We start from the raw sequence: 24,416 nt of genomic DNA, 5'->3' as shown, positions 1-24,416 counted from the left end.
CAAAAAATGATACACTTGCAAGTAAGGAGAGATGAATGATGAACGGAATTGAACAAGACCATTATTATATGGGCCTCGCGATTGAAGAAGCCCAAAAAGCGGCAGCAAAAGGAGAAGTCCCGATTGGAGCGGTTATCGTGCATGAAGGAAAAGTGATTGCACGGGCACATAACTTGCGGGAAACTACCCAAAACGCAGTAACGCACGCCGAACTTTTAGCTATTCAAGAAGCCTGCCAGCAAATTGGCAGCTGGCGCCTGGAGAACACCAATCTTTACGTAACGTTAGAGCCATGCCCAATGTGTGCAGGTGCCATTTTGCAGTCCCGCATTCCAAGGGTCATCTACGGGGCACGCGATGCCAAGGCCGGCAGCGTCGATTCACTGTACCGGCTGCTTAACGATGACCGCTTCAACCATCAATGTGATGTTACTGAAAATGTAATGGCTGAGGAATGCGGAGGGTTGCTTACCCAATTTTTCCGTACACTTAGGGAGCATAAGAAAAAGAAAAAGCGGGAGCTCTTATAGGGCTGCCGCTTTTTCTTTGGTTAAAAACTGCTCAATAAGCAGATTGAGGATATAAGCTTGTTCATGATGGATCCAATGGGTCGCTTCTCCGACAAACACCAATTCAGCGTCTTCGCAAAAGTTCAGGCTTTCCTTTGCCAGTTCCGTTGACAGGAATTGATCGCCGATCCCCCAGATGATGCGAACAGGGACGCTGATTTTTTGTTCCGGTACTTGCAGGACGTTGCCTTGCCGGATCGCCCGGTACCAATTGAGCATGGCCGTCAACGCACCTGGCTGATCCCATGCCTCCTGATAAGCGGCCAGCTCTTCCTCACTAAATGTATCCGGATTGCTTGTTGATACCAAGCTCCCTACCATCGTCTTGAAATAATCCGCAGCCAGCATTTTCTCCGGTAAATCCGGTAATTGGAAAAAAGCGATATACGAGCTTCTTGCCCATTGCAATGGATTGCGCTTCAGTACCCTCGGCATAGCCTGGGGATGCGGAATATTGACTGCAATCATTCTTTCAACGTACTGCGGCTTCGTAGAGGCCAAATGCCAGGCTACTGCCCCTCCCCAGTCATGGCCGATGATGGCCGCATTGGTTCTGCCGAAATGCTCGATTAATCCAACTACATCGTCCCGCAGTAAATCCAAGCTATAGCTTTCGATGTCTTGGGGCTTGTCGCTTAAATTATAACCGCGCTGATCCGGTACTGCGACGCGGTAGCCCTTTTTGGTGAGCGGTTCAATTTGCTTTTTCCAGCCAAACCAAAATTCCGGAAAGCCGTGCAGTAAAATGACAAGCGGCCCCTCTTCAGGACCCGCTACTGCCGTATGCAAGGTAATGCCGTTCGTTTTAATCCATTGAAATGATAGGTCCTCCATATCAACAACTCCTCTCAAATGGCTTTAGCTGTTCTTTACCCGTTCTGGCGAAAAATAAAAAAAGACCCAAAAGCATTTTGCTTTTGAGCCTCAGTTTTTATTTAATAACGTCTTTGCCGCCCATATACGGACGCAGTATTTCCGGAATTAAAATCGATCCGTCTTGTTGTTGGCAATTCTCCAGCAAAGCCGCTACTGTCCGCCCAATAGCTAACCCGCTGCCGTTCAAGGTATGCACAAATTCCGGCTTGCCATTTGGTTCGCGGCGGAATTTGATATTGGTGCGGCGTGCCTGGAAATCTTCGAAATTACTGCAAGAAGAAATTTCCCGGTACATTTCCTGACTTGGTATCCAAACTTCAATATCGTATTTTTTTGCAGCGGTAAAGCCCAGATCCGCGGTACACATTTTCAAGACGCGGTAAGGCAATCCAAGAAGCTGCAATACTTTCTCAGCATGTCCCGTCAATTTCTCCAATTCATCATAAGAATCCTCCGGCTTTACAAAGCGCACCAGTTCGACTTTATTGAATTGATGCTGTCTGATTAACCCGCGCGTGTCACGGCCCGCAGAACCTGCTTCAGAGCGGAAATTCGCGCTGTAAGAGGCAAAGGCCTGAGGCAGAATTTCCCCATCTAGAATTTCGTTGCGGTAAAAGTTTGTAACCGGCACTTCAGATGTCGGAATCAGGAAATAATCTTCTTTTTCAATCAAGAAAGCATCTTCTTCAAACTTTGGAAGCTGGCCCGTTCCAGTTAAGCTTTCGCGATTAACCAGATACGGCGGCAGCATTTCTTCGTAGCCGTGTTCTTCCTGATGCAGATCCATCATGAAGTTGATGAGTGCGCGTTCCAAGCGTGCACCAAGACCGCGGTAAAACACGAAACGGCTGCCCGTCACTTTTGCGGCCCGTTCAAAATCGATGATGTTCAAATCTGTTCCGAGATCCCAATGCGGTTTGATTTCGAACCCAAACTCCGGTTTAGTGCCCCAAGTGCGGATTTCCACGTTATCGTCTTCAGAATCGCCGACCGGCACACTGTCATGCGGAATGTTCGGCACGCGCATCATGATGTAATTCAAGCGCTCTTCCACTTCCCGCAATTGATCATCAATCACTTTGATTTCGTCGCCGACTGCACGCATCTTCGCAATGGCTTCATCCGCATTTTCTTTATTGCGTTTCATGGTCGCGATGTTTTGTGAAGCTTCATTGCGTTCTGCCTTTAACTTTTCTGTTTGGGCAATCAATTCACGGCGCTTTGCGTCCATTTCTTCGAAATCATTAAGAACGGAAATATCTTCCCCGCGTTTCGCTAGTTTTGTTTTTACTTCTTCAAAATTGGCACGTACGTATTTAATGTCTAACATGCTGGTTCCTCCTTCAATTTTCGGTTAATGGAAAAAAGACAACAAAAATAGCCCTCATCCCTTGGTAAAGGGACGAGAGCTACCCGCGTTGCCACCCTGATTGATCGGCAAAAGCCAATCCTCTTCATTACATAACGGCCTTTAAACCGGCAATGGCTTGTGTCGCCATGCAACTCAGGAGTGGATTCACACGCGCTTTTCACCGGTTTGCACCAATCACCGGCTCTCTTTGGAAAAACAGACGTATTACTATTCCCCATCAACGTTTCTACTTTTAAATTAATCATACTTTACTATAAACTGATTAATTTGGCAAGAGAATACCAGTTTCTGAAGGGATCATGCTTAAAAAGTATTCGGTAATCCGGTGATCCTTTGTCAACTCCGGATGGAATGAACAGCCAAGAAACTGGCCGCTTCTTGCCATGACGATTTTCCCATCATGTTCGCACAACACTTCAGTGGTTGGACCAGCGCTGACAATATGCGGTGCCCGGATAAAGACCGCTTCAAACGGATTATCAATGCCTTTAATGGATAAAGATGCTTCAAAACTGTCGACTTGGCGGCCGAACGAATTGCGCTCTACGATGACATCCATGACGCCCAGATGAGGTTCGTCATATCCGACGACCTTGCCGGCGAGCAAAATCAACCCTGCGCAAGTGCCGAACATCGGTTTTCCAGAAGCTGCAAATTCACGTAACGGCCCCATCAAGCTATAGCGGTCGATCAAGCGGCGCATCGTCGTACTTTCTCCACCTGGCAAAATCAAGGCATCCAAAGCTTCCAGATCTTTTGGCCATTTCACCAAGACCGCTTCCGCTCCACTTGCTTCAATTGATTGAACATGCTCGCGTACAGCTCCTTGCAATGCCAGCACTCCGACTCGTTTCATCTTACCAGCCCCGCTCCTGCATGCGGTCTCCTGCTGCAATCGTGGAAATTTCAATGCCTTTCATAGCAATGCCCAGGTCTTTCGACAATTCAGCGATTAATTTGTAATCCTGGTAATGCGTCGTCGCTTCCACAATCGCACGAGCGAAGCGTTCCGGGTTTTCCGATTTGAAGATACCGGATCCGACAAACACGCCGTCTGCCCCAAGTTCCATCATTAACGCAGCATCGGCAGGCGTCGCAACACCGCCGGCCGCAAAGTTGACGATCGGCAAACGGCCAAGGCGTTTCACTTCTTTCAGGAATTCGTAGGAAGCACCTAAATTGCGCGCTTCCGTCATCAATTCATCATCGCTCAGCGTCACGACTTTACGCACTTCTGCGTTTACTTGGCGCAGATGGCGGACCGCTTCTACAATATTGCCGGTTCCCGGCTCGCCTTTTGTACGAAGCATCGAAGCCCCTTCACCAATGCGTCGCGCCGCTTCGCCCAAATTGCGGCAGCCACAGACAAATGGCACGGTATAAGTGTCTTTTAACAAGTGGAATTCTTCATCGGCCGGCGTCAGCACTTCACTTTCATCTATGTAATCAACGCCCATCGCTTCTAGTATACGCGCCTCCACAATATGGCCAATGCGTGCTTTGGCCATCACCGGAATGGATACAGCTTTCATCACTTCTTCTGTAATGCGCGGGTCTGCCATGCGGGCTACACCGCCGTCTCTGCGGATATCAGAAGGGACACGTTCCAGTGCCATAACAGCAGTAGCACCAGCAGCTTCTGCAATACGCGCTTGCTCTGCATTGACCACGTCCATAATAACACCGCCTTTTTGCATTTCTGCCATTCCTCGTTTGACACGATCTGTTCCATGTTCACTCATCAATAATTCCCCCTTTTCATAATATTTTCAGTATAATAGAGTTTGACCATATAGAAATACTCAGATTCATATTAATTCATAAGGTCAGTTAGGAGAAAGAATGATGGATATGCTCATGTTTCAACTTCAACGGCAGAATAGCACCCCTTTATATAAACAGCTTTACAAGGAAATAAAACAAGCCATTATTTCTGGTAAAATTTCCGTCGATACCAAGTTGCCCAGTAAACGGAAGCTTGCTGAGTTCCTGGACATCAGCCAAACTACGGTTGAACTCGCCTATGGCCAGCTGGTTGCTGAAGGGTTTATTGAGTCAAGAGCCCGTAAAGGATTTTATGCACAGCCGGTAGAAGAATTGGCTTATCTGGACATGCCGCAGGATGAACCGTTGGCTAATGAACGTCTTGAGTACCGGTACGACTTTAATCCAGGAAAAATTGATACCCATTCGTTTCCTTTTTCCACATGGCGTAAATTGTCAAAAGTTGTGCTGGATGAGATAAACCATGAATTGCTATTGACGGGGCATCCTCAAGGTGATGAAGCATTGCGCCATGAAATTTCCCGTTATTTATTTCAATCACGGGGAGTAGTGTGTAGTGCGGAGCAAATCATTATTGGCTCCGGAACCGAACAATTGATGCCTCTGCTGATCCGTTTGCTTGATAAAACGGTCGTGTTTGGCTTTGAAAATCCGGGCTATCCATTAACCCACAGCATTTTTGCGCACCATGACCGAAAAGCAGTGCCAATCAGCATAGAAGACGATGGCATTAATGTTATGGAACTGGAGGCTTCAGAAGTGGATATCGCCTATGTCACACCATCTCATCAATTTCCAACAGGCTCTGTGCTCAGCGCTACTAAACGCGCCCAATTATTGAACTGGGCAGCTGCAAAGCCGGAGCGCTATATCATTGAAGACGACTACGACAGTGAATTCCGTTACACGAGCCGTCCTATCCCCGCCCTCCAGAGCATGGATTTAAGCGGCCGGGTCATTTATATCAGTACGTTTTCTAAATCGCTCATGCCATCTTTGCGGCTTGCTTATATGGTTCTGCCAAAACGCTTGCTGCGCGCTTATCAGCGGACTTTCCTTCATTATTCTTCGTCCGTGCCGCGTATGGACCAGCAGCTGGTATCGGAATTCATGAAAGAAGGGCATTTTTCCCGCCATTTGAACCGGATGCGCAAACTTTACAAAAAAAAGCTTGAGCATTTAACATCGCTTTTGCTGTTATTTGCACCAGCTGTGACCGTATCCGGGCAGCAAGCCGGCATGCATATTGTCTTAACCATTCAAACCTCTATCACAGAAAGAGAATTGGTTGAACGAGCTAAACATGCAGGCATTCGCGTCTTTGGCTTAGGTTCATACGATGTCGAAGGGAAAACAGTTTCTCCTCCGCAAATTGTCCTGGGGTTTGGTGGATTGACGGAAGATGAAATTGAACAAGGCATCCTGCAGCTTATGGAATGCTGGAACATCCCATTGAAAAAAGCAGTTCATCCCAAAAGATGAACTGCTTTTTATTTAGAATAATCCTTTTACAAAATCAAGTGCGCCTGTCCACATACTGCCCATAAAGCTGCCGACAGCTTGCATAGACAACGAGAACCAGTTGGCCCGTTCTACTTTTTCTGTCGCAATCACTTCTACAGCATCAGTGGTTTCATTCAAATAGCCGTAATCCTTGCCTTCTTCTTTTACAAGCTTCACAGTTCCAATCACTTGGTCTTTCTCAATTTCAGCTTCAATCTTGCCATCTGTCATTAACGATTCATCAATGACTAATTCAGGCTTATACGAATCTTTATCACTTGTGCGGATCATCATCGTAATTGGTTCTTTAACCGCAATCTTAACTTCATCTTCTTTTCCTTTGATTACCGGCAAAGTTTCTTTTCCTTTAAACTGATAACCTGCAGGAACAACTTCCTCTGTTTTAAACTGGCCGAAACCAAAATCGAATAATACCCGGGTGGCATCAAAACGTGCTTTATAAGAACCGATGCCTTTATCATCAACTGCTTTCATGACAACGGCGATCAGGCGAGTGTCTCCGCGTTTTGCAGTGCCGGCAAAGCTATGGCCAGCAAAATCCGTACTGCCGGTTTTTAAACCATCAACACCTTCGTATTCATAAGCCAGACCTGGAAGCATTGAATTCCAGTTCAACATGCCTGTTGCATCGGCCGTTCCTTCACGGAACACCTTATAAGGAATTTTTGTCGTCTCTAGCACTTCCGGATACTTGTCCAACAGCGCTTTAGTTAATTTCGCCACGGACTTGGCCGACATAACGTTTTCATCATTAGGACCCGTATTTTTCGGGTGCATTCCCATCAAAAGCGAATTGCTCAAACCGGTTGAATTGACCAATTTGGCATCTGTCAGACCCAATTCTTTCGCTTTCTCATTCATCAGCCGGACGAATTCTTCTTCAGTCCCAGCGATCGTTTCAGCAATTCCAATTGTAGCCGCATTTGCAGAATAAATAGCCAGCGCTTCATACAGCTCTTGAATAGTGTACGATTCCCCTTTTCGCAACGGCACATTGCTTAGGCTCATGTCCTGTGAAATTTTATAAGCATAATCTGTTACCGTATACTCCTGATCCCAGGACACTCGGCCATCTTCAATCGCTTCAAATAACAGGTATTCTGTCATCATCTTGGTCATACTGGCAATACCTAAAGAAGCCTCAGCATTTTGTCCATATAATATTTTGCCCGAATCAGCATCTACTAAAATGGCAGCATCTGCCTTTATATTCAAAGAATCTGCCGCTTTGGTTGGCTGCGGTATCCCAACAGTTAAAAATACAGCCATTACAGTCAATAAAATCGTTATTTTAACTACATTTCTCACTTAATTAAATACCTCCATCTGTAAGTTTCCCCATGCCATTTTATCATATTATATAAGTCCCGTAGCAAAAATATGAAAAAAGCACCCTTCACGCCTAAATTTAGGCGATTAAGGGTGCTAAAAGGTACGATTCAGATTTAACTTCTTCATTAGGAAAATTCCTTCTTTAGAAAAGTTGGCAATCTACTATTTTTTAAAGACTGATTTCAAGTTTTTATGAAATCGAATAGTTTGGAGATTCTTTCGTGATTTGTACATCATGTGGATGGCTTTCACGAAGCCCTGCGCCAGTCATACGGATAAATTGTGCTTCCTCGCGCAATGTTTTCAAATCCGGGGTGCCGCAGTATCCCATTCCGGCACGGATGCCGCCAAGCAATTGATGGATGGTATCTGCTAATGGCCCTTTATAAGGCAAGCGGCCTTCAATTCCTTCTGGAACCAATTTTTTCGCTTCATCTTGGAAATAACGGTCTTTAGAACCTTTTTCCATAGATGCAATAGAACCCATTCCCCGATAATTCTTAAATTGGCGTCCTTGGAAGATTTCTGTTTCTCCCGGGCTCTCAGTTGTTCCGGCAAGAAGACTTCCAAGCATTACCACATGTCCGCCTGCTGCCAGCGCTTTAATGATATCACCGGAATATTTAATCCCGCCATCTGCAATAATGGTTCTGCCATGTTTGCGAGCTTCTGTTGCACAGTCATAGACCGCTGTAATTTGCGGAACTCCTACACCTGCTACCACGCGTGTTGTACAAATCGAACCTGGTCCGATCCCTACTTTAACGACATCTGCTCCAGCGTCAATTAAAGCTTTTGTGCCTTCAGCAGTAGCCACATTGCCTGCAATAATAGCCAATTCCGGATACTCTGCACGGATCTGTTTAACCATTTCCAGCACGCCTTTTGAGTGACCATGAGCCGTATCCAGAACAATCACATCTACAGAAGCTTTAACCAAGTATTCTACCCGTTTCATTGTATCTGAAGTAACACCAACCGCTGCACCGACAAGTAACCGGCCATGAACATCTTTTGCTGCATTTGGAAACTCGATTACTTTTTCAATATCTTTAATCGTGATTAAGCCTTTTAAGATGCCGCTGTCATCGACGATGGGCAGTTTTTCAATTTTGTATTGCTGCAAAATCTTTTCTGCATCTTCCAGCGTAGTGCCAACTGAAGCAGTAACTAACTGTTCTTTCGTCATAACATCATCAATTTGCAGGGAATAATCTTGAATAAAACGCAAATCACGGTTGGTAATGATACCGACTAATTTTTGCTCTTCTTCATTATTAACAATTGGAACTCCAGAAATGCGGTATTTCCCCATTAAATGTTCAGCATCAAAAACCTGATGTGTAGGAGTTAAGAAGAAGGGATCTGTGATAACGCCGTTTTCTGATCGCTTAACAGTCGTTACTTGTTCCGCTTGTTCTTCAATGCTCATATTTTTATGAATGACTCCAAGACCGCCTTGACGAGCCATGGAGATTGCCATTTTCGCTTCTGTGACAGTATCCATCCCTGCACTAATAATAGGAATGTTCAATTTGATGGTTGGCGTTAATTCCACTGATAAATTTATATCCTTTGGCAAAACTTCCGATTGCGCTGGAACTAACAAAACATCATCAAATGTTAAACCTTCTTTTACAAATTTTGACTCCCACATTATTGACACGCCTCCTGCTTCCTTTTGAATATTATTGTAAGGTTATCAGCGTCGGTATACGGTGTCAAGAAAACATGAATAAGAAAAAATATTCCGAATAGTGCATTACAAAAGCTTTTTAATATCTTCTTCCATCTTCTTTGGTGTTGTTTGAGGAGCATACCGTTTTACTACATTTCCTTCACGGTCTACAAGAAACTTCGTGAAATTCCATTTGATGCTGTCCGTCAGTAAACCCTTTTGCTTAGAAGTTAAATATGTGAATAAAGGATCGGCATCGCTTCCTTTTACATCTACTTTTGCGAACATCGGAAAAGTGACTCCATAATTCACTTTGCAGAACTCCATTGTTTCATCTTGGTTGTGGAACTCCTGATCATTAAATTGACCGCTTGGAAAACCTAATATTTGGAGGCCTTGATCTTTGTATTTTTCATAAAGGCTTTGCAATTCTTCAAATTGAGGAGTAAGCCCACATTTGCTGGCAGTATTGACAATAATTAAAGGCTGCCCTTTAAATCTTGCTAATGATTCCTTTTCCCCATTTGCTTTAGTTACTTCATATTCATAAAGAGCGCTCATTCAATCCACCCTTTCAATTTTCTTTAGATTATAACTTAGAAGATAGATATACAAGAAATATGGTCATGTAGCTAGTAAAATATAAACAGTTTAATATTTTTTAAGCCTTAGCTCTGTTGTAAAAGAAAACACAAAAAAGCCGTTGCCGGGAATGCCGGCTACGGCTTTTTCTTCTTACAGGGCCCAGCAATGTCCTACTCTCGCAGGGGGAAACCCCCAACTACCATTGGCGCAAAAGAGCTTAACTGCCGTGTTCGGGATGGGAACGGGTGTGGCCTCTTTGCCATCATCACTGGACATGAGTGCTTGCGCCCTCAAAACCGGATATGCGACAGTTGAAACAAACGTATTTGGTTAAGTCCTCGATCGATTAGTATTCGTCAGCTGCACGCGTCGCCGCGCTTCCACCCCGAACCTATCTACCTCATCGTCTTTGAGGGATCTTACTTGCTTGCGCAATGGGAAATCTCATCTTGAGGGGGGCTTCGTGCTTAGATGCTTTCAGCACTTATCCCGGCCACACATAGCTACCCAGCGATGCCCCTGGCGGAACAACTGGTACACCAGCGGTGTGTCCATCCCGGTCCTCTCGTACTAAGGACAGCTCCTCTCAAATTTCCTGCGCCCGCGACGGATAGGGACCGAACTGTCTCACGACGTTCTGAACCCAGCTCGCGTACCGCTTTAATGGGCGAACAGCCCAACCCTTGGGACCGACTACAGCCCCAGGATGCGATGAGCCGACATCGAGGTGCCAAACCTCCCCGTCGATGTGGACTCTTGGGGGAGATAAGCCTGTTATCCCCGGGGTAGCTTTTATCCGTTGAGCGATGGCCCTTCCATGCGGAACCACCGGATCACTAAGCCCGTCTTTCGACCCTGCTCGACCTGTCCGTCTCGCAGTCAAGCTCCCTTGTGCCTTTACACTCTGCGAATGATTTCCAACCATTCTGAGGGAACCTTTGGGCGCCTCCGTTACTCTTTAGGAGGCGACCGCCCCAGTCAAACTGCCCGCCTGACACTGTCTCCCACCCCGATCAGGGGTGCGGGTTAGAATTTCAATACAACCAGGGTAGTATCCCACCGACGCCTCCCCCGAAGCTGGCGCTCCGGGCTCAAAGGCTCCTACCTATCCTGTACAAGTTGCACCAAAAGTCAATATCAGGCTACAGTAAAGCTCCACGGGGTCTTTCCGTCCTGTCGCGGGTAACCTGCATCTTCACAGGTACTATAATTTCACCGAGTCTCTCGTTGAGACAGTGCCCAGATCGTTACGCCTTTCGTGCGGGTCGGAACTTACCCGACAAGGAATTTCGCTACCTTAGGACCGTTATAGTTACGGCCGCCGTTTACTGGGGCTTCAGTTCGCACCTTCGCTTGCGCTAAGCACTCCCCTTAACCTTCCAGCACCGGGCAGGCGTCAGCCCCTATACGTCACCTTACGGTTTGGCAGAGACCTGTGTTTTTGCTAAACAGTCGCCTGGGCCTATTCACTGCGGCTCTCTCGGGCTTTTCACCCTACCAGAGCACCCCTTCTCCCGAAGTTACGGGGTCATTTTGCCGAGTTCCTTAACGAGAGTTCACTCGCTCACCTTAGAATTCTCTTCTCGCCTACCTGTGTCGGTTTGCGGTACGGGCACCTCCCGCCTCGCTAGAGGCTTTTCTTGGCAGTGTGAAATCAGGGACTCCAGGGCATACGCCCCTTGCCGTCACCGCTCAACGTTATGGAAATGGGATTTGCCTCATTTCCCGCCTCACGGCTTGGACGCGCTCAACCAACGGCGCGCTCGCCTTATCCTTCTGCGTCCCCCCATTGCTCAAACGGCGGGGAGGTGGTACAGGAATATCAACCTGTTGTCCATCGTCTACGCCTATCGGCCTCGACTTAGGTCCCGACTGACCCTGAGCGGACGAGCCTTCCTCAGGAAACCTTGGGCATTCGGTGGACGGGATTCTCACCCGTCTTTCGTTACTCATACCGGCATTCTCACTTCTAAGCGCTCCACGAATCCTTCCGGTTCCGCTTCAACGCCCTTAGAACGCTCTCCTACCACGGACATCGTTGATGTCCATCCACAGCTTCGGTAATCCGTTTAGCCCCGGTACATTTTCGGCGCAGTGTCACTCGACCAGTGAGCTATTACGCACTCTTTAAATGATGGCTGCTTCTAAGCCAACATCCTGGTTGTCTAAGCAACGCCACATCCTTTTCCACTTAACGGATATTTGGGGACCTTAGCTGGTGGTCTGGGCTGTTTCCCTCTTGACTACGGATCTTATCACTCGCAGTCTGACTCCCAAGCATAAATCACTGGCATTCGGAGTTTGTCTGAATTCGGTAACCCGGGATGGGCCCCTAGTCCAAACAGTGCTCTACCTCCAGGATTCTCAATCTTGAGGCTAGCCCTAAAGCTATTTCGGAGAGAACCAGCTATCTCCAGGTTCGATTGGAATTTCTCCGCTACCCACACCTCATCCCCGCACTTTTCAACGTGCGTGGGTTCGGGCCTCCAGTAAGTGTTACCTTACCTTCACCCTGGACATGGGTAGATCACCTGGTTTCGGGTCTACAACTGCATACTCATTCGCCCTGTTCAGACTCGCTTTCGCTGCGGCTCCGACTTCTCATCTTAACCTTGCATGCAATCGTAACTCGCCGGTTCATTCTACAAAAGGCACGCCATCACCCATGAACGGGCTTTGACTAGTTGTAGGCACACGGTTTCAGGATCTGTTTCACTCCCCTTCCGGGGTGCTTTTCACCTTTCCCTCACGGTACTGGTTCACTATCGGTCACTAGGGAGTATTTAGCCTTGGGAGATGGTCCTCCCGGATTCCGACGGAATTTCACGTGTTCCGCCGTACTCAGGATCCACTCAGGAGGGCACGCCTTTTCGGCTACGGGGCTGTTACCCAGTGTCGCGGACCGTTCCAGGTCGCTTCGCCTAACGCGTGCTTTTGTAACTCCGTATTGAGTGTCCTACAACCCCAAGAGGCAAGCCTCTTGGTTTGGGCTGTTCCCGTTTCGCTCGCCGCTACTCAGGGAATCGCATTTGCTTTCTGTTCCTCCAGGTACTTAGATGTTTCAGTTCCCTGGGTCTGCCTTCTCATGTGCTATGAATTCACACATGGATCCTGCCCCATTACGGGCAGGGGGTTCCCCCATTCGGAAATCTCCGGATCAATGCTCACTTACAGCTCCCCGGAGCATATCGGTGTTAGTGCCGTCCTTCTTCGGCTCCTAGTGCCAAGGCATCCACCGTGCGCCCTTTCTAACTTAACCAAGTTGGTTACATAGAAAGTCGACCGATCACTCGGTCTCATCACTTGTGTTGCGTTGTTTCGTTTGTTTCAATGTCGTCATATCCAGTTTTCAAAGAACAAGGTTGAAAGTCACAAAAAAAGGCATCGCTGCCAAGGTGTGAACCTTCAAAACCGAACGCAAAACGTCAACCGGAACCGGCAGGTTCCGTTCCGAAAGAATCCTTAGAAAGGAGGTGATCCAGCCGCACCTTCCGATACGGCTACCTTGTTACGACTTCACCCCAATCATCTGTCCCACCTTCGGCGGCTGGCTCCCACAAGGGGTTACCTCACCGACTTCGGGTGTTACAAACTCTCGTGGTGTGACGGGCGGTGTGTACAAGGCCCGGGAACGTATTCACCGTGGCATGCTGATCCACGATTACTAGCGATTCCGGCTTCATGCAGGCGAGTTGCAGCCTGCAATCCGAACTGAGAACGGTTTTCTGGGATTGGCTCCCCCTCGCGGGTTGGCGACCCTTTGTACCGTCCATTGTAGCACGTGTGTAGCCCAGGTCATAAGGGGCATGATGATTTGACGTCATCCCCACCTTCCTCCGGTTTGTCACCGGCAGTCACCTTAGAGTGCCCAACTGAATGCTGGCAACTAAGATCAAGGGTTGCGCTCGTTGCGGGACTTAACCCAACATCTCACGACACGAGCTGACGACAACCATGCACCACCTGTCACCGCTGTCCCCGAAGGGAAAGCCTTGTCTCCAAGGCGGGCAGCGGGATGTCAAGACCTGGTAAGGTTCTTCGCGTTGCTTCGAATTAAACCACATGCTCCACCGCTTGTGCGGGCCCCCGTCAATTCCTTTGAGTTTCAGCCTTGCGGCCGTACTCCCCAGGCGGAGTGCTTAATGCGTTAGCTGCAGCACTAAGGGGCGGAAACCCCCTAACACTTAGCACTCATCGTTTACGGCGTGGACTACCAGGGTATCTAATCCTGTTTGCTCCCCACGCTTTCGCGCCTCAGCGTCAGTTACAGACCAGAAAGTCGCCTTCGCCACTGGTGTTCCTCCACATCTCTACGCATTTCACCGCTACACATGGAATTCCACTTTCCTCTTCTGCACTCAAGTCCCCCAGTTTCCAATGACCCTCCACGGTTGAGCCGTGGGCTTTCACATCGGACTTAAAGGACCGCCTGCGCGCGCTTTACGCCCAATAATTCCGGACAACGCTTGCCACCTACGTATTACCGCGGCTGCTGGCACGTAGTTAGCCGTGGCTTTCTGGTAAGGTACCGTCAAGGTGCCGGCAGTTACTCCGGCACGGTTTCTTCCCTTACAACAGAGTTTTACGATCCGAAAACCTTCATCACTCACGCGGCGTTGCTCCGTCAGACTTGCGTCCATTGCGGAAGATTCCCTACTGCTGCCTCCCGTAGGAGTCTGGGCCGTGTCTCAGTCCCAGTGTGGCCGATCACCCTCTCAGGTCGGCTACGCATCGTGGCCTTGGGAGGCCGTTACCCCCCCAACTAGCTAATGCGCCGCGGGCCCATCCAGCAGCGACAGCGTGAGCCGTCTTTCCGTCGGCTCCCAGGCGGGAGCCGAACCTATCCGGTATTAGCCCCGGTTTCCCGGAGTTATCCCGAACTGCAGGGCAGGTTGCCCACGTGTTACTCACCCGTCCGCCGCTGAAAACTTGGAGCAAGCTCCAAATTTTCCGCTCGACTTGCATGTATTAGGCACGCCGCCAGCGTTCGTCCTGAGCCAGGATCAAACTCTCCATTATAGAAGAAATTGATTGCTCAATGTTCTGCTGGCGTCTCGCCATCCCGAAAGATGCACGAGTCGCTTTGATCTAGCACGCTTGATCAGTAATTTTTTGCGCGGGCCGTTTTGCGCGGCCGTTGCGATTTCGTTGACGTTTTGCTGTTCAGTTTTCAAGGTTCAGATTTTCTTTTGTGAACGCCGCGCTCATTGGCGACTTGATTAATATACCATGCTTAACTTTCCGCGTCAACTGTTTTACGAAAAAACTTCTGCTTAAAGTAAATTCTTTTTCTTTCGAGAAACTTTTTGGATTTTATGAGCGTTTTTCTTTAGCGGCTGCGATGAAATTCTCAAGCAGATTTGCTTAAGCCCAATAGTTGAGCTGCAATAAAACTTTCATCTGTAAAATTCCGCCTATGCCTATAATAGAAGGAAGAGCGCAGAACATAAATATATCATTCAAATTTACCGGTGCAGATACTATTCGCTAACTCTGTCATTCTATTGCATCTTACTCGCCCTTTCGCAAAAAAGACTTGGGTTAGCTGCTTACAGGAATTTAGATACTCTTTCGTGGTATCACCAAAATCACAAAGACATAACCAATTAAAATACCGTCACTGAAAAAGAGAAGAATTCATTTTGCCCAAATAAAAAAGCCCGCTGACAAATCAGCGGGCCGAAAATTATTCTGCGTCTTCTTCAATTTCTTCTTCTACATGATCGATCTCTTCATTAGCGACAACTTCATCTTCAGTATAGACATCCGCTCCAGCACTTTCTTCAATCAATGCTGCATCGGCATCTCCTTCAGCTTCTTCTTCCTCTTCAGGAATTTCAATATCTTTTTTCACTCGTGCTACTGTTGCAACCGTTTCTTCTTCAGCCAGTTTGATCAACCGGACGCCTTGCGTGCTTCTGCCAGTCTGTGAAATATCATTAACATCCATACGGATCAAAATACCATTGATGGTGATCAGCATAATGTCTTCTGTTCCATTGACTGTCCGCACAGCTACAAGCGGTCCGTTTTTGTCTGTAATCTGGCAAGTCTTGATACCCATACCGCCTCTGGACTGAACACGGTACTCGGATTCTTTCGTCTGTTTGCCATAACCTTTTTCCGTGATGACCAGAATATTATCTCCTGGATTCAAAACTTCCATTCCCACAACACTATCGCCTTCACGCAATCGGATACCACGCACACCGCTAGCTGTCCGTCCCATGCTGCGAATATCGGTTTCAGGGAAACGGATCAGTGCACCATCACGGGTACCGATGATCATTTCCTGGTTGCCGTCTGTCAGTTTAACAGAAATCAGTTCATCTTCTTCACGCAGACCGATGGCAATCAAACCATTTTGGCGGATATTGGCATAATTTGAAACCGGTGTCCGCTTGCTTAGGCCTTCACGCGTTGTAAAGAAGAAGAACGCATCTTCCTTAAACTCTTTGACACGGATTACGGCTGTTACTTTTTCATCTTTGCTGATTTCCAGCAAGTTGACTAATGGAAGGCCCTTCGCTGTTCTTCCATATTCTGGAACTTGGTAGCCTTTTTTGCGATATACTTTTCCTTTGTTCGTAAAGAACAGGATTGTATCGTGCGTAGACGTATAAAGCATGTGCTCAACGAAATCGTCTTCATTGGTGCCCATTCCCTGTACGCCGCGGCCGCCGCGATTCTGGCTGCGGAACGTGTTTGCCGGCATCCGTTTCACATAACCGTTATGAGTTAATGTCAATACAGAAGCTTCTACCGGAATTAAATCTTCATCTTCAAACATCTCAGTTCCGCCTGTAGTGATTTCAGTTCTGCGGTTATCGCTGAAACGCTCTTTCACTTCAGTCAATTCTTCACGGATAATTTCAAGAATCCGATATTCATTCGCTAAAATTTCGCGCAGCTCATCAATTAACTTAACCAGACCTTGATACTCTTCCTCAATCTTGTCGCGTTCCAAACCAGTCAAACGCTGCAGGCGCATATCCAAAATCGCTTGGGACTGGCGCTCTGACAAATCAAAATTACTCATCAAGCCGTTGCGGGCTTCTTCTGTCGTTTGAGAACTGCGGATCAACGCAATAATTGCATCGATATGATCCAAGGCAATGCGCAAACCTTCTAAGATATGAGCGCGGTCTTCCGCTTTTGCCAAATCAAATTGCGTACGGCGGCGGATAACTACTTTCTGATGTTCTAAGTAATGAAAAAGCACTTCTTTTAAGCCGAGAACTTTCGGATGGCCATCTACAAGCGCCAGCATATTGATTCCAAAGCTTGTTTGCATCGCCGTTTGTTTATATAAATTATTCAACAAAACACTTGCGCTCGCATCTCGGCGGACTTCAATAACAATGCGCATGCCGTTGCGGTCAGATTCGTCCCGCAAGTCCGTGATGCCGTCAATTCGTTTATCGCGCACAAGTTCCGCAATCTTTTCAATCAAGCGAGCTTTATTCACTTGGAATGGGATTTCATTGACAATGATGACTTCTTTGCCATTCGGTTTTGTTTCGATATCAACCACTGAACGGATCATGATGGAGCCTTTGCCTGTTTCATAGGCACGGCGGATACCGCTTCGCCCTAAAATAATGCCCCCTGTCGGAAAATCAGGGCCAGGGATAAATTCCATTAATTCTTCTGTAGTAATCGCTGGGTTTTCAGCTAGAGCTAAAACTCCATCAATGGTTTCTCCCAAGTGATGCGGTGGAATATTTGTAGCCATTCCGACGGCAATACCAGAAGTTCCGTTAACCAATAAATTTGGGAATCGGCTTGGCAGAACAACAGGTTCTTTTTCTTGGCCATCGTAGTTATCTCTATAATCAATTGTATTTTTATTCAGATCCCGCAATAATTCCATCGAAATTTTCGACATTCTGGATTCCGTGTAACGCATCGCAGCTGCTGAATCTCCGTCGACTGACCCGAAGTTTCCGTGTCCATCAACCAGCATATAGCGGTAACTGAAATCCTGGGCCATGCGGACCATAGTTTCATACACAGCTACGTCACCGTGAGGGTGGTATTTACCAATAACATCTCCGACGATACGTGCTGACTTTTTATAAGCTTTATCTGAAGTAATCCCTAAATCATGCATTGCATATAGAATGCGGCGATGTACAGGCTTTAGACCATCACGCACATCCGGTAAGGCACGGGATACGATAACACTCATGGCATAATCCAAGAATGACGTACGCATTTCCGTACTTATATTTATTTCTTCAACACCACTGCTAGGCCGTTCAGCCATATCCGCAGCCTCCTCTCAACTCTACATCGCTTAAACGTCTAGATTTTTAACGTATTTCGCATTTTCTTCGATAAAATTACGGCGCGGTTCGACGTCGTCTCCCATTAAAATATGGAAAGTTTCATCTGCCACCATTGCATCGGTTAACGTAACTTGCAGCAATGTCCGGACATCCGGATCCATTGTCGTATCCCATAGCTGTGTAGCGTTCATTTCTCCTAACCCTTTATAGCGCTGAATATTCGGCTTTGGTGTTGGAGACAATTTTCCAAGCGCTTCTTTCAATTGCGCATCGGTGTACACATAATCCACGTGCTTACCTTGCTTGATCTGGAACAATGGCGGCTGGGCAATATAGATATAGCCTGCTTCAAGCAATGGCCGCATGTAACGGAAGAAGAACGTCAGCAGAAGCGTACGGATATGGGCACCATCAACGTCAGCATCCGTCATGATCACAACTTTATGGTAACGCGCTTTCGCCAAATTAAACTCTTCACCGATTCCAGTACCAAGTGCTGTAATGATATTTCGAATTTCAGCATTGGTAAGGATTCTGTCAAGGCGTGCTTTTTCAACATTCAGGATTTTACCGCGCAGAGGCAAAATCGCTTGGAAATGCCGATCACGGCCTGATTTCGCCGAACCTCCCGCAGAATCACCCTCAACGATATAGATTTCACTGATTTTCGGATCCCGAGAAGAGCAATCCGCCAGTTTACCAGGCAAGCTTGATACTTCAAGGACCGACTTCCGGCGTGTAAATTCACGGGCTTTTTTAGCAGCCATGCGGGCATGGGAAGCCATAATGCCTTTATCGATAATTTTGCGTGAAACAGATGGATTCTCCAAAAGGAATCGCTCAAAACCGCCTGAGAACAAGTTATTGACGATTGTGCTGACTTCCGTATTGCCAAGTTTCGTCTTAGTTTGGCCTTCAAATTGAGGATTCGGGTGTTTAATCGAAATGATAGCAGTTAACCCTTCCCTAACGTCATCACCTGTCAGATTGGCGTCTTGTTCTTTCAGCATGCCATTTTTACGGGCATAATCGTTCACAACGCGAGTCAAGGCAGTTTTAAAGCCGGATTCGTGCGTTCCGCCTTCATGGGTATTGATATTATTGGCAAATGAAAAAATATTGGCAGCGTAACCTGCATTGTATTGCATGGCCACTTCTACAGAAATGCCGTCTTTTTCAGCTTCCACGAAAATCGCTTCATCGTGGAAAGGATCTTTGGATTTATTTAAATGCTCGACATAAGATTTGATGCCGCCTTCAAAATGATAGACTTTCTCTTTCTCTTCGCCTTCGCGTTCATCTCTTACAATAATTTTCAAGCCGCGGTTCAAATAAGCGAGTTCCCGCAGGCGGTGGTCCAGAAGATCAAACTCATAAACAGTGGTTTCTTTGAAAATATCGGCATCTGCTTTAAACCGGATCGTCGTTCCTGTAGTTTCGGCTTCGCCGATCACGTGCAGCTCTTCAGTCACCGCTCCGCGTTCAAACTTGATGTAATGCCGTTTCCCATCACGGTTAACGTAAACTTCTGTCACTTCAGACAATGCGTTTACAACCGAAGCACCTACACCGTGCAAGCCGCCGGATACTTTATAGCCGCCGCCGCCGAATTTACCGCCTGCGTGCAGAACAGTCATAATGACTTCTACTGCCGGACGGCCCATTTTTTCCTGCATGCCGACGGGAATTCCACGGCCGTTATCTTCTACGCGGATCCAGTCACCGGGTTCAATTGTCACTTGGATTTCGTCACAATAACCTGCCAGCGCTTCATCGATACTATTGTCTACGATTTCCCACACTAAGTGGTGAAGCCCTCTTGAACTTGTTGAACCGATATACATTCCGGGTCTTTTGCGAACAGCTTCCAATCCTTCTAAAACTTGAATCTGATTTGCATCATATGATGGTTGAAGATCTTTTTCTTCCATTGCCATTGCGTTCACCTACTCTTCCTTACAACATTCTATTTCTACTGGCTAACTTATAATTTGTGTTGCTGAATTTTTTTCAAGATGGCTTGGGCCCGCAAAGGCGAGCCATAAGTAAAATCATCCGTGACAATATATGATTTTACTTTCTCTATAGGGACAAGCAGCTGGACAAAAGCAGCCGGCACCCGGTTTTCATAAGTAATGACAGCAATTATGTCGATTATGCGGATGGTCTGCTTTTTTCCAATCTGGATGTAAATAGCCGGTCACTCCTTAACCATCCCTTGTGCCACTTCGAAAAGACGGGCATTTTGAATGGTTTCATGCTGGATTCCGTCTACACTCGTCGTTGTGACAAAGGTCTGGACAGAACCATGGATGGTGTTCAACAAATGAGATTGCCGATAATCATCCAATTCCGATAAAACGTCATCCAAGAGAAGCACCGGTGCTTCTCCGACTTCCTGCTTAATCAATTCGATTTCCGCTAGCTTTAAAGACAGCGCAGTGGTTCTTTGCTGGCCTTGCGAACCGTAAGTCTGGACATCATAGCCATTGACAAAAAACTGTAATTCATCACGGTGCGGACCGACAAGTGTCAAACCACGCTCTATTTCCCGTTTTCGTACTTCAGCCAGTTTTCGCTCTAAAAAAGACGCCATCTCTTCAGGCGTCCATTCGGGCTTTAGACCGCTGATTGGTTGATAGCGGATTTGAAGTTGTTCCAGCCCGCGAGAAATGCCGTGATGGATGGGTTCAGCCCATTTCTGCAATAACTCCATGAACTGATAGCGTTTTCGGATAACTTTCACAGCTGCTTCGATAAACTGATCCGTGTAAACATCAAACATGACGTCATTAATGGCTTGTTTACCGTAGTTTTGTTTCAATATATGATTTCGTTGCTTTAAAAGTTTTTGATACATTGACAAGTCATGCAAATAGACGGGTGAAATTTGGCCGATTTCCATATCAATAAAGCGCCGACGAACTTGTGGACTCCCTTTTACTAAATTCAAGTCTTCGGGAGCAAACATCACTACGTTCAATTGGCCAATATAATCACTGAGCCGCCGTTGTTCCAAGTGATTGACTTTTGCCTTTTTCCCCTTTTTGGACAAGATGATTTCCAAAGGCAGTTTACCGTATTTACGGAAAACATCAGCCTTTATTTTACCATAATCCGCTTCCCAGCGTATCAATTCTTTATCATTGGTTGTTCTGTGGGATTTCGCCATAGATAAGACATACAATGATTCCATTATATTGGTCTTTCCTTGAGCGTTCTCTCCAATAAAGACATTGATTTCTGGGGAAAAAGACAAATCCAATGTTTCGTAATTCCGATAATTCAAGAGTTCAAGGCGGTCAATCCACATCGAAGCTCATGCCTTCGGCTACAACTATACGAAACTCCCCGTTTTCAGGAATGTTTACCGTATCGTTTGGACGCAGCTTGCGGCCTCTCCGATCTTCAGCTTCTCCGTTCACAAATACTTCATGTTCACTGAGAAACCATTTTGCCATTCCTCCCGAACTAATAATATCGGTCTTTTTAAGTAGTTGGCCAAGTGTGATAAATTCTGTGTCAATTGCGATTTCTTTCAAAATGCACTCATCCTTCAATTCGTAGTCTATCCCTCTACTTTACCCTATTTAGGGTAAAAAGTAAAAAGGATAGCCTGTATGGCTATCCTAGAGGGTGGTTTCTCTTTTTAATATGTTCGGACAGGAAGTATTAATTGCAAAATGGAATCATCCAATGCCGATTTCAAAATGAAGGGACGCATAGCCCCAGTAAATTGAATTAGAACGTCCTGGCCATCGATTGCTTTTAAAGCATCCATCATAAATTTAGCGCTAAAAGAAATTTTCAGCTCTTCGCCTTCAATGCTTTGTGCTAGAAGCTGCTCTTCTACTTTACCGACTTCCGGAGAATTAGAAGAAACTTCTACTTCGTTGCCGGAAGTGGTGGAAAAACGCACCACGTTATTGCGTTCTTCGCGGGCTAATAGTGAAGCACGGTCAATCGCTTGAAGCAATGAACGTCCATTAACGGTCACTTCTGTTTTGTATTCAGATGGGATCAGGCGGGATGTGTCCGGATAATTGCCTTCAAGCAGCCGGGAGAAGAACAAAATGTGTTTGGATTTAAACAACACTTGCTGATTCGTCATAACGATTTCAACAGGGTCTGAGTTGTCATCCAGAATTTTATTCAATTCAGTCAAGCTTTTCCCAGGAATTACAACACTGTATTCCCCTTCAGGCAATGTTTCCAATTTTGTTTTGCGGCGTGCTAAACGGTGGCTGTCTGTCGCTACACAAACCAATTCCCCTTCTTTTACTTCCCAGTGAACACCAGTCAATACAGGGCGGGTTTCTGAACTTGATACTGCAAATACCGTTTCACGATTGATTGTTTTTAATAAGTCAGCTGGAATGGTGAACAAACGGTCATCTTGTATGTCCGGAAGCTGTGGATAATCCAGTGCATCCAAACCGATCAAGTGGAATTCAGATTTTCCAGAACGAATATGTGTTTGGAAATTCCCTGTAATTTCAATTTCCACTTCATTTGTCGGCAGTTTGCGAATAATTTCTCCAAATACTTTTGCCTGGAGTACAATGCTTCCGCCTTCAGTAACACGAATGATTTGTTCTCCATCTTCTTCAGCCGGGATGAACGTCTGGATGGTGATATCTGAATCACTGCCAGTTAATCTCATACCTTCTGAAGAAACGTCCATTTTAATTCCCGTTAAAATCGGAATTGTTGTTTTTGAACTTACCGCTTTCATTACATCATTTAAACCTTCGACTAAACGTTCACGCATTATCTCGAATTTCATTCTCGAACCTCGCTTATATATATATTTTATTTAGAGATCTTTAAGTAATAATAGTAGTAGGGGCTGTGAATATGTGGATAACCCCGATTTACTGAATAAAGGCAGCTTATCCACATGTAGATAAGCTGTGCACAAGCCGCCCTTTAAAATATTGGGTTATCCACAAGTGGATTACCCTTTGCCAAGCGCACTTCTGATATCTTTTACATCTTGCTGGAGCTGCTGATTGTCTTTCAACATTTTTGAAATCTTCTCATGGGCATGAATGACCGTCGTATGGTCGCGTCCCCCGAATTCTTCTCCAATTTTAGGCAAAGAAAAATCCGTCATTTCACGGGATAAATACATAGCCACTTGACGAGGGTATGCAATATCTTTCGTGCGGCGTTTTGTTTTGAAATCCTCTAATTTAACATTAAATTGATCTCCGACTGCATGCTGGATGTCCAAAATCGTGACAACTTTAGGCTTGGAGTTCGGCATAATATCTTTTAGCGCTTCCGCAGCAAGTTCTGCACTCATATCACGGTTTATCAAAGAGGAATAAGCTACAACACGGATTAAAGCCCCTTCAAGTTCACGGATATTCGAGTCGATCGAATTAGCGATATACGTCATAACATCGTTCGGGATATCAAGGCCGTCTGCTTTCGCTTTTTTGCGCAGAATTGCAATCCGCGTTTCCAGATCCGGCGGTGTAATATCTGTGATTAATCCCCATTCAAAGCGGGATCTTAAGCGATCTTCCAACGTCGGAATTTCTTTTGGAGGCCGGTCGCTCGAGATGATGATTTGCTTTGATTCTTCATGCAGTGTATTAAAAGTATGGAAAAACTCTTCTTGCGTCTGTTCTTTACCGGCCAAAAATTGAATATCATCAATCAAAAGAATATCGACACTGCGGTACTTATTGCGGAAATCAACGGTTTGGTTATCACGAATCGAGTTGATGAATTCGTTCGTGAATTTCTCCGAAGACAAGTAAACCACTTTGGCATTCGGGTTGTGTTCGAGGACATAATGTCCTATTGCGTGCATTAAATGTGTCTTGCCAAGTCCTACTCCTCCATAGATAAACAGCGGATTATACGCTTTTGCAGGGGCTTCAGCTACTGCCAATGAAGCAGCGTGAGCAAAGCGGTTGCCGGATCCAATAACAAATGTGTCAAATGTATATTTTGGATTCAACATGCCAGGAAGAAATTCCTGATGCTCATTTTGCCCTGGTTTTATGCGAGGGGCAGGAAGTTGAAAATCGTCCATATCCTGATCTTTTGGCACAACAAATTTTATCAGCAGATCATTGCCTGTAGAATCCGAAAGAATTCCAGTAATTAAATGCACGTAATGGTTTTCCAACCAATCACGTGCAAACGAATTAGGCGCTGAAATTGTCACTGTGTCATTCTGATAGGATAAAAGTTTTGTTGATTTTAACCATGTTTCAAAACTGGGTTTGGAGATTTTAGTTTCAACTTGGGCTAAGACACTCGACCAAAGTTCGTCTAAGTGTTCCAATAGCTCTTCTCCTTTATATGTAAAATATTTTTTAAGTATATCATACACAAAATCACAGCTTGTGGATAACCTTTATAAACAAGCCCGTGAATAACTATCC

Annotated in this window: 15 protein-coding genes, 3 rRNA genes and 1 other annotated feature; of the genes, 2 read left to right on the top strand and 16 right to left on the bottom strand. The window is 46.1% G+C overall.

The genetic code is table 11. From position 1 onward, the window contains the following. Window positions 1–38: 38 nt before the first annotated feature. Window positions 39–530: a tRNA adenosine(34) deaminase TadA gene (tadA, locus tag QWY16_RS00090; protein ID WP_300993201.1), complete on the top strand. Its 492-nt coding sequence runs from the start codon at window positions 39–41 to the stop codon at window positions 528–530. Here tadA and QWY16_RS00085 read toward each other — a convergent pair. The 4 genes from QWY16_RS00085 to pdxS form a co-directional block, all read right to left on the bottom strand. Continuing rightward, window positions 525–1,403: an alpha/beta fold hydrolase gene (locus QWY16_RS00085; protein ID WP_300990871.1), complete on the bottom strand. Its 879-nt coding sequence runs from the start codon at window positions 1,401–1,403 to the stop codon at window positions 525–527. The genes tadA and QWY16_RS00085 overlap by 6 nt on opposite strands. A gap of 97 nt (window positions 1,404–1,500) precedes the next feature. Then, window positions 1,501–2,775 carry a serine--tRNA ligase gene (gene serS, locus QWY16_RS00080; protein WP_300990870.1) on the bottom strand — a complete coding sequence of 425 codons (1,275 nt, stop codon included), beginning with the start codon at window positions 2,773–2,775 and terminating at the stop codon, window positions 1,501–1,503. Window positions 2,776–2,840: 65 nt separating this feature from the next. After that, window positions 2,841–3,047 (bottom strand) — a binding site (T-box leader). 32 nt (window positions 3,048–3,079) lie between these two features. Next, window positions 3,080–3,673 carry a pyridoxal 5'-phosphate synthase glutaminase subunit PdxT gene (gene pdxT / locus QWY16_RS00075; RefSeq protein WP_300990869.1) on the bottom strand — a complete coding sequence of 198 codons (594 nt, stop codon included), beginning with the start codon at window positions 3,671–3,673 and terminating at the stop codon, window positions 3,080–3,082. A 1-nt stretch (window position 3,674) separates the two neighbouring features. Continuing rightward, window positions 3,675–4,559, bottom strand: coding sequence for a pyridoxal 5'-phosphate synthase lyase subunit PdxS (pdxS, locus tag QWY16_RS00070; RefSeq protein ID WP_300990868.1), 885 nt, complete (start codon window positions 4,557–4,559; stop codon window positions 3,675–3,677). 103 nt (window positions 4,560–4,662) lie between these two features. Here pdxS and pdxR point away from each other — a divergent pair, with 103 nt between their 5' ends. Beyond that, window positions 4,663–6,084 carry a MocR-like pyridoxine biosynthesis transcription factor PdxR gene (gene pdxR / locus QWY16_RS00065; protein WP_300993199.1) on the top strand — a complete coding sequence of 474 codons (1,422 nt, stop codon included), beginning with the start codon at window positions 4,663–4,665 and terminating at the stop codon, window positions 6,082–6,084. Between the two features lie 12 nt (window positions 6,085–6,096). Here the strand turns inward: pdxR and QWY16_RS00060 are convergent, their stop codons facing one another. The 12 genes from QWY16_RS00060 to dnaA all read right to left on the bottom strand — a co-directional run bounded on the left by QWY16_RS00060 (window position 6,097) and on the right by dnaA (window position 24,316). Beyond that, window positions 6,097–7,395, bottom strand: coding sequence for a D-alanyl-D-alanine carboxypeptidase family protein (locus QWY16_RS00060; RefSeq protein WP_367281337.1), 1,299 nt, complete (start codon window positions 7,393–7,395; stop codon window positions 6,097–6,099). 253 nt (window positions 7,396–7,648) lie between these two features. After that, complete coding sequence (guaB, locus tag QWY16_RS00055) at window positions 7,649–9,115, bottom strand: IMP dehydrogenase (protein ID WP_300990866.1); 1,467 nt, start codon at window positions 9,113–9,115, stop codon at window positions 7,649–7,651. A gap of 105 nt (window positions 9,116–9,220) precedes the next feature. Beyond that, window positions 9,221–9,697, bottom strand: a complete 477-nt coding sequence (locus tag QWY16_RS00050) for a glutathione peroxidase (protein ID WP_300990865.1) — start codon at window positions 9,695–9,697, stop codon at window positions 9,221–9,223. A gap of 181 nt (window positions 9,698–9,878) precedes the next feature. Then, window positions 9,879–9,994 (bottom strand): 5S ribosomal RNA (gene rrf, locus QWY16_RS00045). Window positions 9,995–10,047: 53 nt separating this feature from the next. Then, window positions 10,048–12,980, bottom strand: a 23S ribosomal RNA gene (locus QWY16_RS00040). A gap of 207 nt (window positions 12,981–13,187) precedes the next feature. Further along, window positions 13,188–14,740 (bottom strand): 16S ribosomal RNA (locus QWY16_RS00035). Together the 16S, 23S and 5S rRNA genes form the textbook arrangement of a ribosomal RNA operon. 667 nt (window positions 14,741–15,407) lie before the next feature. Continuing rightward, the gene (gene gyrA / locus QWY16_RS00030) at window positions 15,408–17,990 is read right to left on the bottom strand and encodes a DNA gyrase subunit A (protein ID WP_300990864.1); all 2,583 of its coding nucleotides are present in this window, start codon (window positions 17,988–17,990) and stop codon (window positions 15,408–15,410) included. Window positions 17,991–18,020: 30 nt separating this feature from the next. Beyond that, on the bottom strand, window positions 18,021–19,949 hold the full coding sequence (gene gyrB / locus QWY16_RS00025) for a DNA topoisomerase (ATP-hydrolyzing) subunit B (RefSeq protein WP_436837157.1): 1,929 nt from the start codon (window positions 19,947–19,949) through the stop codon (window positions 18,021–18,023). A gap of 263 nt (window positions 19,950–20,212) precedes the next feature. Further along, the gene (recF, locus tag QWY16_RS00020) at window positions 20,213–21,325 is read right to left on the bottom strand and encodes a DNA replication/repair protein RecF (RefSeq protein ID WP_300990863.1); all 1,113 of its coding nucleotides are present in this window, start codon (window positions 21,323–21,325) and stop codon (window positions 20,213–20,215) included. After that, complete coding sequence (yaaA, locus tag QWY16_RS00015) at window positions 21,315–21,554, bottom strand: S4 domain-containing protein YaaA (protein ID WP_300990862.1); 240 nt, start codon at window positions 21,552–21,554, stop codon at window positions 21,315–21,317. Before yaaA ends, recF begins: the two co-directional genes overlap by 11 nt. Window positions 21,555–21,661: 107 nt before the next feature. Beyond that, entirely contained in the window at window positions 21,662–22,798 is a 1,137-nt protein-coding gene (gene dnaN, locus QWY16_RS00010; protein WP_300990861.1) for a DNA polymerase III subunit beta, read from the bottom strand. A 171-nt stretch (window positions 22,799–22,969) separates the two neighbouring features. Next, window positions 22,970–24,316 carry a chromosomal replication initiator protein DnaA gene (gene dnaA, locus QWY16_RS00005; RefSeq protein WP_300990860.1) on the bottom strand — a complete coding sequence of 449 codons (1,347 nt, stop codon included), beginning with the start codon at window positions 24,314–24,316 and terminating at the stop codon, window positions 22,970–22,972. Between the last annotated feature and the right edge of the window lie 100 nt (window positions 24,317–24,416).

This window comes from Planococcus shenhongbingii (genome assembly GCF_030413635.1).
Classification (GTDB): domain Bacteria; phylum Bacillota; class Bacilli; order Bacillales_A; family Planococcaceae; genus Planococcus; species Planococcus shenhongbingii.
The sequence above is the reverse complement of the archived record's forward strand: the minus strand, read 5'-3'. Positions and strand labels throughout refer to the sequence as shown.

Excerpts from the sequence above, each read along its gene's own strand:
- tadA (WP_300993201.1), top strand. The coding sequence starts at position 39 with ATGAACGGAATTGAACAAGACCATTATTATATGGGCCTCGCGATTGAA.
- QWY16_RS00085 (WP_300990871.1), bottom strand. The coding sequence starts at position 1,403 with ATGGAGGACCTATCATTTCAATGGATTAAAACGAACGGCATTACCTTG.
- serS (WP_300990870.1), bottom strand. The coding sequence starts at position 2,775 with ATGTTAGACATTAAATACGTACGTGCCAATTTTGAAGAAGTAAAAACA.
- pdxT (WP_300990869.1), bottom strand. The coding sequence starts at position 3,673 with ATGAAACGAGTCGGAGTGCTGGCATTGCAAGGAGCTGTACGCGAGCAT.
- pdxS (WP_300990868.1), bottom strand. The coding sequence starts at position 4,559 with ATGAGTGAACATGGAACAGATCGTGTCAAACGAGGAATGGCAGAAATG.
- pdxR (WP_300993199.1), top strand. The coding sequence starts at position 4,663 with ATGGATATGCTCATGTTTCAACTTCAACGGCAGAATAGCACCCCTTTA.
- QWY16_RS00060 (WP_367281337.1), bottom strand. The coding sequence starts at position 7,395 with ATGGCTGTATTTTTAACTGTTGGGATACCGCAGCCAACCAAAGCGGCA.
- guaB (WP_300990866.1), bottom strand. The coding sequence starts at position 9,115 with ATGTGGGAGTCAAAATTTGTAAAAGAAGGTTTAACATTTGATGATGTT.
- QWY16_RS00050 (WP_300990865.1), bottom strand. The coding sequence starts at position 9,697 with ATGAGCGCTCTTTATGAATATGAAGTAACTAAAGCAAATGGGGAAAAG.
- gyrA (WP_300990864.1), bottom strand. The coding sequence starts at position 17,990 with ATGGCTGAACGGCCTAGCAGTGGTGTTGAAGAAATAAATATAAGTACG.
- gyrB (WP_436837157.1), bottom strand. The coding sequence starts at position 19,949 with ATGGCAATGGAAGAAAAAGATCTTCAACCATCATATGATGCAAATCAG.
- recF (WP_300990863.1), bottom strand. The coding sequence starts at position 21,325 with ATGTGGATTGACCGCCTTGAACTCTTGAATTATCGGAATTACGAAACA.
- dnaN (WP_300990861.1), bottom strand. The coding sequence starts at position 22,798 with ATGAAATTCGAGATAATGCGTGAACGTTTAGTCGAAGGTTTAAATGAT.